Annotated in this window: 7 protein-coding genes; all 7 read right to left on the reverse strand. The window is 66.3% G+C overall.

The features are described from left to right. Positions 1-60 precede the first annotated feature (60 nt). A complete protein-coding gene (glcF, locus tag SAS01S_RS01660) occupies positions 61-1,368 on the reverse strand; it encodes a glycolate oxidase subunit GlcF (RefSeq protein ID WP_066803776.1) in 1,308 nt (435 codons plus the stop codon). Continuing rightward, the gene (gene glcE, locus SAS01S_RS01665) at positions 1,369-2,505 is read right to left on the reverse strand and encodes a glycolate oxidase subunit GlcE (protein ID WP_066803778.1); all 1,137 of its coding nucleotides are present in this window, start codon (positions 2,503-2,505) and stop codon (positions 1,369-1,371) included. It lies immediately after the preceding gene. Between the two features lie 2 nt (positions 2,506-2,507). Continuing rightward, positions 2,508-3,989: an FAD-linked oxidase C-terminal domain-containing protein gene (locus tag SAS01S_RS01670; RefSeq protein WP_439646825.1), complete on the reverse strand. Its 1,482-nt coding sequence runs from the start codon at positions 3,987-3,989 to the stop codon at positions 2,508-2,510. A gap of 19 nt (positions 3,990-4,008) precedes the next feature. Beyond that, positions 4,009-4,773 (reverse strand): L-rhamnose 1-dehydrogenase Lra1, encoded by a 765-nt coding sequence (gene lra1, locus SAS01S_RS01675; RefSeq protein WP_066803790.1) that lies wholly within the window; start codon positions 4,771-4,773, stop codon positions 4,009-4,011. An 11-nt stretch (positions 4,774-4,784) separates the two neighbouring features. After that, positions 4,785-5,924 (reverse strand): FMN-dependent L-lactate dehydrogenase LldD, encoded by a 1,140-nt coding sequence (gene lldD, locus SAS01S_RS01680; RefSeq protein WP_066803792.1) that lies wholly within the window; start codon positions 5,922-5,924, stop codon positions 4,785-4,787. A gap of 96 nt (positions 5,925-6,020) precedes the next feature. Further along, positions 6,021-7,280 (reverse strand): MFS transporter, encoded by a 1,260-nt coding sequence (locus tag SAS01S_RS01685; protein WP_084238385.1) that lies wholly within the window; start codon positions 7,278-7,280, stop codon positions 6,021-6,023. A 165-nt stretch (positions 7,281-7,445) separates the two neighbouring features. Next, a partial coding sequence (locus tag SAS01S_RS01690; protein ID WP_157082616.1) for a sensor domain-containing diguanylate cyclase occupies positions 7,446-8,300 on the reverse strand: 855 nt, incomplete at its 5' end.

Consider the following 8,300-nt stretch of genomic DNA (forward strand, 5'->3'; position numbering starts at 1 on the left):
TTCCCCTGTCACGCCCTTAGCGGCGTCGCCTGTCTTGATTGTATAATATGACTATTAAAGTCAACCGCCCTTGGGGACTTCACGGCCGGCAAGTTGCGGTGGAACGGGTCCTCCGGTGGCCCAGTCGAGCAGCTCGATCGTGTGAACGACCGGAATACCGAGGCGCGGCGCGAGCTGCATCGCGCAGCCGATATTGCCGGTAGCGATCACGTCGGCGTCGAGCCGGGCAAGATTGGCCGCCTTGCGCTCGCCGAGCTTGCCGGCGATGTCGGGCTGGAGGATGTTGTAGGTGCCCGCCGATCCGCAGCAGAGATGCGCCTCGATCGGCGTGCGGACGGCATAACCCGCGCCGGCCAGCAACCGCTTGGGCGCGTCGGTCACTTTCTGTCCATGCTGCAACGAACAAGCGGCGTGATAGGCGACCGTAAGGCCGCGGCCGTCGCCTAGGGGCAAATCGGCGTCGATCAGCACTTCGGTGATGTCGCGCGCGAGCTCGGAAATCCGGGCCGCCTTGTCGGCGTAATTGGCATCGCTGCGCAGCATGAACCCGTAATCCTTGATCGTCGTGCCGCAGCCCGACGCGGTGACCACGATCGCGGCGAGCTCGCCCGTTTCGATCTCGCGCGTCCAGGCGTCGACGTTGCGCCGGGCGGCTTCCAAGCTGGCCTTCTCGCGCCCCATATGGTGCACCAACGCACCGCAGCATTCCTCGCCGGGTGTCAGCACGACATCGTAACCCGCGCGATCGAGCAGGCGGATCGCCGCGGCGCGGAATTCGGGGCGCAGCACCGGCTCGGCGCATCCCTGCAGCAACGCAATGCGCGGACGCGTCGTGGACGCTGGAACATGTTTTGGTGGCGCGGCCGGGATCCGTCGCGGTGCCAGCGCGAGCATCGCCGCGAGCGGGCGCAACGCACCTACTTTTGCGAACAGCGGCGCCAGCGGCCGACCGACCTGCGCCAGTCGCAACGCCGTCCGGAATCGGGTCGGGTGGGGGAGTATCCAAGCCAGAATGCTGCGCAGCATTCGCTCATGCCACGGGCGCGTGTAGCTCTCGTTGATATAGGCCCGCGCGTGGTCGACCAGGTGCATATAGTTCACGCCCGACGGGCAAGTCGTCATGCACGACAGGCAGGACAGGCAACGGTCGACATGCTTGACGACCTCGGCGCTCGGCGCGCGCTCGTTCTCGAGCATGTCCTTGATCATGTAGATCCGGCCGCGCGGGCTATCGAGTTCGTCGCCGAGCAGGACATAGGTCGGGCAGGTCGCGGTGCAGAAGCCGCAATGGACGCATTTGCGGATCACTCCTTCGGACGATGCCATCGCCGGATCGGCCAATTGCTCGGGGGAGAATTGCGTCTGCACCTAGAAGCGTCCCGTCTCGAACACGCCCGCCGGATCGAAGGCGCGACGCACGCGCTCCTCCAGCGCGGCGAGCGCCTTGGGTTGCGGATGGAGCGCCGGCACGACGGCGCGCATCGATGCATCGGCGCGCACGAGCATGGCGTGCCCACCTGCTTGCATGGCAGCGGCGCGGATCGCCTGCGGATCGTCTTCGCTCGCCAGCCAGAGCAGGCCGCCGGCCCAATCGAGCAACCACGCGCCGTCGATCGCGGTGATCACCTTCGCCATCTGTGCAGCAGGGGCGATGATCCGCCACAGCGGCAACCCCGTCGGCAACGGTGCAGCCGTGGCGATGGCGGGCCAGAGGCGCGCGGCCTCTCCGTCAGCGAGCGGCGCGATGCCGTCGACCAGCTGGGTGAGGATCGCCGCGCGCGCCTCAACCGAACTGGGAAAACCGTCGAGGCGGATCGCGGTAAGCGGCGTGCCGTTCCAGTCCTGCAGATGCGCCGCCGCGGACACTTCGGCGGACGATCCCATCGCCCGCGTCATCGCCGAGATCGCGGCGGCGGGATCCAGCCCGGCGACTCCGAGCGTCAGCCGCAGGCGCGGCGCGGGCAGAACCTTGAGGGTCAGTTCGGTGATCGCCGCCAGCCGGCCCCAGCTTCCGGTGATCAGCTTGGGGAGATCGTAGCCGGTGACGTTCTTGACGACCTTCGCGCCTGCGACGAAACGCTCGCCGCGTCCCGATATGCCGACAAAGCCGAGCAAATGATCGCGCGCCGCGCCGCGGCTGACGCGGGTCGGGCCAGCGACACCGGCCGCGACGATCCCGCCGATCGTCGCCTCGCCAACCGCGCCGCCGAGTATCGCGCCGTGATCGAACGGATCGAACGCCAGCACCTGACCCTTTTCGGCGACCAAGGCCTGGACCTCGGCAAGCGGCGTCCCCGCTTTCACTGTCAGTACCAGCTCCGGCGGGTCGTAATCGACCACCCCGGAAAAGCCGCGCATGTTGACGATCCGCGCGTCGGGCGAAGGCGCGCCGACCGCGTCCTTGCTGCCGCCGCCGCGCAGCCGCAGCCGCGTCCCGTCGCGCGCCGCCTCGGCGACGATCGCCGCAAGCGCATCGGCGCTGTCAGGACGGATCGCGTCTGCCATCGTCAGAAGCGCGGCAAATCGGGGAAGGGCAGGGCACCGCGATGGACGTGCACGCTGCCGAGTTCGGCGCAGCGGTGCAGCACGGGGAACATCTTGCCGGGATTGAGCAGCAATTCAGGGTCGAACGCGCATTTTATACGCTGTTGATGCGCAAGGTCGGTTTCGGTGAACATCACCGGCATCAGGTCGCGCTTCTCGACCCCGACGCCATGCTCGCCGGTCAGCACGCCGCCGACTTCGACGCACAATCGCAAAATGTCGGCGCCGAATGCCTCGGCCTGCTCGAGTTCGCCGGGTTTGTTGGCGTCATAGAGGATCAGCGGGTGCAGATTGCCGTCGCCGGCATGGAACACATTGATCACGGCCAGGCCATATTGCTCTGACAGCACGCGCATCCGCGTCAGCACGTCGGGCAGGCGGCGGCGCGGGATTGTCCCATCCATGCAGAGATAATCGGGCGCCAGCCGGCCGGCGGCGGGGAAGGCGGCCTTGCGCCCCGCCCAGAAGGCGACGCGCTCGTCATCGTCGGTCGAAATGCGCACCGATACCGCGCCATTGGCGCGCGCGACCGCCTCGACTTCTTCGAGCAGATGGCTGCATTCGGCGGCTGGGCCATCGAGCTCGACGATCAGCAGCGCCTCGACGTCGAGCGGATAGCCCACCTGGACGAACGCCTCGGCGGCATGGACCGCGGGCTTGTCCATCATTTCCATCCCCGCCGGAATGATTCCCGCGGCGATCACGTCGGCAACGCAGCGTCCGGCGCCTTCGACCTCGGAAAAGCCGATCAGCAGCGCACGCGCGGTTTCGGGCCGCGGCAGGATACGCACCGTCACTTCGGTCACGACGCCGAGCAACCCCTCGGAGCCGACGATCAGCCCGAGCAGGTCAAGCCCCGCCGGCTCAAGCCCGCGCCCGCCGAGGCGCAGCACTTCGCCCTCGATCGTGACGAATTCGACGCCGAGCACATTGTTGGTGGTCAAACCGTATTTCAGGCAATGCACGCCGCCCGAATTCTCGGCGACATTGCCGCCGATGGTGCAGGCGATCTGGCTCGACGGATCGGGCGCGTAATAGAAACCCTCGTCCTCGACTGCCCGCGTGATCGCCAGATTGGTGACCCCGGGCTGCACCACCGCCAGGCGGTCGGTATAATCGACCTCAAGGATGCGGTTGAACCGCGCCATGCCGAGCAGCACGCCGTCGGCCAGCGGCAGCGCGCCACCCGACAGCGACGTGCCCGCGCCGCGCGGCACGACCTTGACGCGATTGGCGTGGCACCAGCGCAGGATCGCGGCGACCTGTTCGGTCGTCTCGGGCAACACCACGACCATCGGCGGCTGGCGATAGGCGGTCAGCGCGTCGGATTCGTAGGGACGCAGTTCGTCCGGCTTTTCGATCACGCCTTCGCCCGGCACGATCGCGCGCATCGCGGCGACGATCTCCCCGCGGCGCGCGAGCACCGCTTCGTCGGGGGCGGGCATGCAGATGGTCACGGCAGCGTTATTGCAGGTTCACGTACATGCCGCCATCGACCAGTAGCGCGGCGCCGGTGACATAAGCCGCCATGTCGGACGCCAAAAAGACGATCGGCCCGGCCAGGTCCTCGGGCATGCCGAGCCGGCCGAGCGGGGTGCGCGCTTCCATATATTTGCGCTTTTCCGCGTCGGCGAGATCGTCCTTGTTGATCTCGGTCAGGATCGTGCCGGGCAGCACCGAATTGCAGCGAATACCGTGCTTGCCGAGTGCGATCGCGGCGGACTGCATCAGCGAATGCACGCCGGCCTTGGTCGGGGTGTAATGCGTCTGGAACTCGCCGCCGACCAGGGCCGAGATCGACGACACCGCGACGATCGCGCCGCCGTCGCCCTGCTTGACCATCTGGTTGGCGGCCGCCTGGACCATGAAATAGGCGCCGTGCAGATTGACGCGGAAGGTGCGCTCGACCGTCTCGACCGGCATATCGAGAAAAGCGTGGAACGGGCAGATGCCGGCGTTCGACACCATCACGTCGACGCGGCCGAACTCGGCGACCGCCCGCGCGACGAAATCGGTCGCGGTCTCGGGCAAGGCGACGTCGCCCTTGATCGCAATGCCGCGCTGCCCGAGCGCCTCGATCTCGGCGACGCAGGAATGCGCCTTGTCGTCGCTCGACGCATAATTGATCGCGACGTTCGCGCCATGCTGCGCGGCACCGATCGCCGCGGCGCGGCCGATGCCGGTCGATCCACCGGTGACCAGCACCGTCTTTCCCTCGAGAAGCTTCATCTCTTTCCTCGTTACTTGATGGGCTCGGCCAGGATCGATCGGTCGATCGCGTCGATGCGATTGACCCCGGTCAAAGTCATCGCGACCGTCATTTCCTTGGCGATCAATTCCAGCAATTTGGCGACGCCGGTCTCGCCTTGCGCCGCCAGCGCATAGACCCAGGCGCGCCCGAGCAGCACGCCCTTCGCGCCCAGTGCCAACATGCGCACCACGTCGAGCCCATTACGCACGCCGCCATCGGCCAGCACGGTGAGCGCGTCGCCGACCGCATCGTCGATCGCGGGCAAAGCGCGCGCACTCGACAGCACGCCATCGAGCTGGCGGCCGCCATGATTGGAGACGACGATGCCGTTGGCGCCGATCGCCGCCGCCTCGCGCGCATCCTCGGGATCGAGGATGCCCTTGATGATCAGCGGGCCATCCCATTCGGCGCGGATCCAGTCGAGATCCTTCCACTGGATCGACGGATCGAAATTGGCGCCGAGCCAGCCCATATAGTCATTGAGCCCGCTATCCTTGCCCAGCACGGGCAGCAAATTACCCAGCGTGTGTGGCCGTCCGCGAAGGCCGACATCCCATGACCAAGCCGGCTTGCCGATCGCCTGCAGCATGCGGCGGAGCGGCGCGTTGGGTCCGGACATGCCCGAATGCGCATCCCGATAGCGCGCGCCCGGTACCGGCATGTCGACCGTGAACACCATCGCGCTGGCGCCGGCCGCTTTTGCCCGCGCGATCAGGTCCTTCATGAAGGCGCGATCGCGGATCACGTAGAGCTGGAACCAGAACGGATCGGCGACCTGCGCGACTTCCTCGATCGAGCAGATCGATACGGTCGACAGACAGGCCGGGATGCCCGCTGCCTTTGCCGCGCGGGCGGCCTGGATCTCGCCGCGCCGCGCATACATGCCGCTGATCCCGACCGGTCCCAAGGCGACCGGCAGGCCGACCTGCCGACCGAACAGGCTGGTGCTCAGGTCGATCGTCGCGACGTCCTTGAGCACGCGCTGGCGCAGCGCGATGCCGGCCAAATCCGCGACATTGCGGCGCAGCGTCACCTCGGCATAGGCGCCACCATCGGCATAATCGAACAGGAAGCGCGGCAGACGTCGCCGCGCCGCTTCCCGGAAATCACTGGCCGAAGAAATAATCATATTATTTCTCTAATGGCGATGCGTAGCCTCGTCACCCCTCAATAAGACGTGAACAGCGCCTCGCGCGCAAGTTAAAGGGCGGTGCCGAGTGCCAGATCAGCGAGCGGACTTCATCCCCGCTTCGATTTCCTCGAGCGACTTGCCCTCGTTGCGTGGCGCGCCGAGGAATCCGATCAGCCCGCTCACCACCAGGAAACCCACCAGGATCCAGGCAAGCGTAGTGAAGCCGGTCGCCGTCAGCGCCGGCACGAAGAAGCTGAAGACGCCCAGCGACACGCGCACCACCGCGAACATCACGCCCTGCGCGGTCGAGCGCAGAAGGGTGGGAAACATCTCCGCGCTCCATAATTGGAAGAAGCTCTGCGCGCCGAACCCGCCGCCGAACATCATCAGGAACACGTGGATGAGCGCAATTGGCAAGGTCAGGGGAAAGATCGCGAGCAGCGACATGCCGACCACCTGGATCACCGCGGAAATACCGAACATCATCCGCTGGTTCACCCGGTCGGCGAATTGCATGAAGACCAGGTAGATCGACATCATGCCGATGAAGAAGCTCAGCGTCTGCACTGCCACGGCAGTGAACTGGCTCTGATTGCCGACCGTGCGCAGGATGAAAGGAAAGAAGAAGCCGTTGGTCCCCGCCCACAGGTTCCAGACGCCGTACATGCCGATCAGGAAGGCCATCGAGCGGATGTTCTGCCAGGTCAGCAGATCTTTCAACTGGCCGCGGCGCTGCTCCTCAACCGGCCTCGCCTGGGCTTCGAGCCAGCGCTTGGACTCGTGCATGCGGGCGCGGAGAAAGGTGAGGGCGACCGCGAGGATGGCGAGGTGCGCGAACACGATGCGGGCGCCGAGCAGGCCCAGCGGTGACAGCGCCGCGAACATCAGCAGCACGACGGTCGGGCCAAGATACCACAGCACCTGTGCGGAGCCGCTATGCTTGGCCCGCGCGTCGTCGGGCGCCTGTTCGGCAATTAGCGACCAGGAGGCGGGAATGTCGGCGCCCACCGCAAGGCCGACCAGGAAGAACCCGAGCACGACCATCCAGGCGTTCATCGCGAACACCAGCCACAACATGCCGAACGCGTAAAACAGCATGTCATACTGGTAGATTTTCTTGCGGCCGAGAGTGTCGCACAACCGTCCGCCGATCAGTGCGCCGATCCCCGCAGATATCGCGTTAGGGCCGAACGCGCCGAGGACGCCGAGCGTCGTGTTGCTGAGCCCGTACGCTTCCTGCCACAATGCCAGCGCCACCGAGCCCGCGACGATCGACCCCGCGTCGATATAATTCGCCAGACCCGCCAGGATCGTATCCCGCCAGCCTCCCGCCGCGGAGCCCCCCGTGGTCATCGCCGCTCTCTCCATCATAGGTATGATAATATTATTTTCGGAGTGTAGCAGCGGCGTCGCGCGGCGCAAGTCCCGCGCAGGAAGGGAGGCGAGCGGTTCTCTCAGCCAAACGAGCGTGGCTTTTCGGCCGGCCAGCGGGGGCGTGGACCCGATCCCCGACTTAAATCATGCCGCGTTCTTGTTCCCGCGCTTGGCGGCGACTTCCACGCGGTCGCGCCCATGGGCCTTCGCCCGCAGCAGCGCGGCGTCGGCGGTTTGCACGAGGCGGTCGGCGGTGCAGTGAACCGGCACTGCCGCCACCCCGACCGACACGCTCACCGCACCAAGCCGAGCCCCATTATAATCGAGGGTGAGTCCCGCCACCCGTTCGCGGATATGTTCGGCCCGGGCCGATGCCTGTTGCGCATCAAGCCCCGGGAGCAGCACCAGGAACTCCTCGCCGCCATAGCGAAACGCCAATTCCCGATCGCGCACGCTGTCGCGCAGCGCCGTGCCGACTTCGCGCAACACGACATCGCCGGCGTCGTGGCCGAAACTGTCGTTGAAGCGCTTGAAATGATCGACGTCGAGCATCAGGCAACTGACCGGCAGGTCGGCGCGCAGCGCGTCCGACAGGATTTGCGCGAGCGTCGTGTCCAACTGGCGGCGGTTGCCGAGCCCGGTCAGCGCATCTCCCATCGCCATCGCGCGCAATTGCTCGCGCAAGCGGATGTTGGCGATCGCCAGGCCGATATTCTCGGCCAGCATCGTCAGATAATTTTCCGAGGTCGACGTTGTTTCCGGCGCTCCCGGCGCACGCTCCAGATACAATAGGCCAAAGGTTTCGCCATGCGCGCTCAGCGGCAGGCACAAGGTATCGAGCGCCAGGCGATCCTCGACATCGAGATGCTCGCACGGAATATCGATCGTGGCGGAGGCCGGCCGGTGCGGCAGCCCCCGACGCAGGGCCCAGCAGGCGGACGGCGCGAATTCGTGTCGCGACCGTTGCGGCTCGAGCCAATGGCACGCTTCGACGACCGC

It is taken from the genome of Sphingomonas asaccharolytica NBRC 15499, assembly GCF_001598355.1.
In the GTDB taxonomy this organism is placed as follows: domain Bacteria; phylum Pseudomonadota; class Alphaproteobacteria; order Sphingomonadales; family Sphingomonadaceae; genus Sphingomonas; species Sphingomonas asaccharolytica.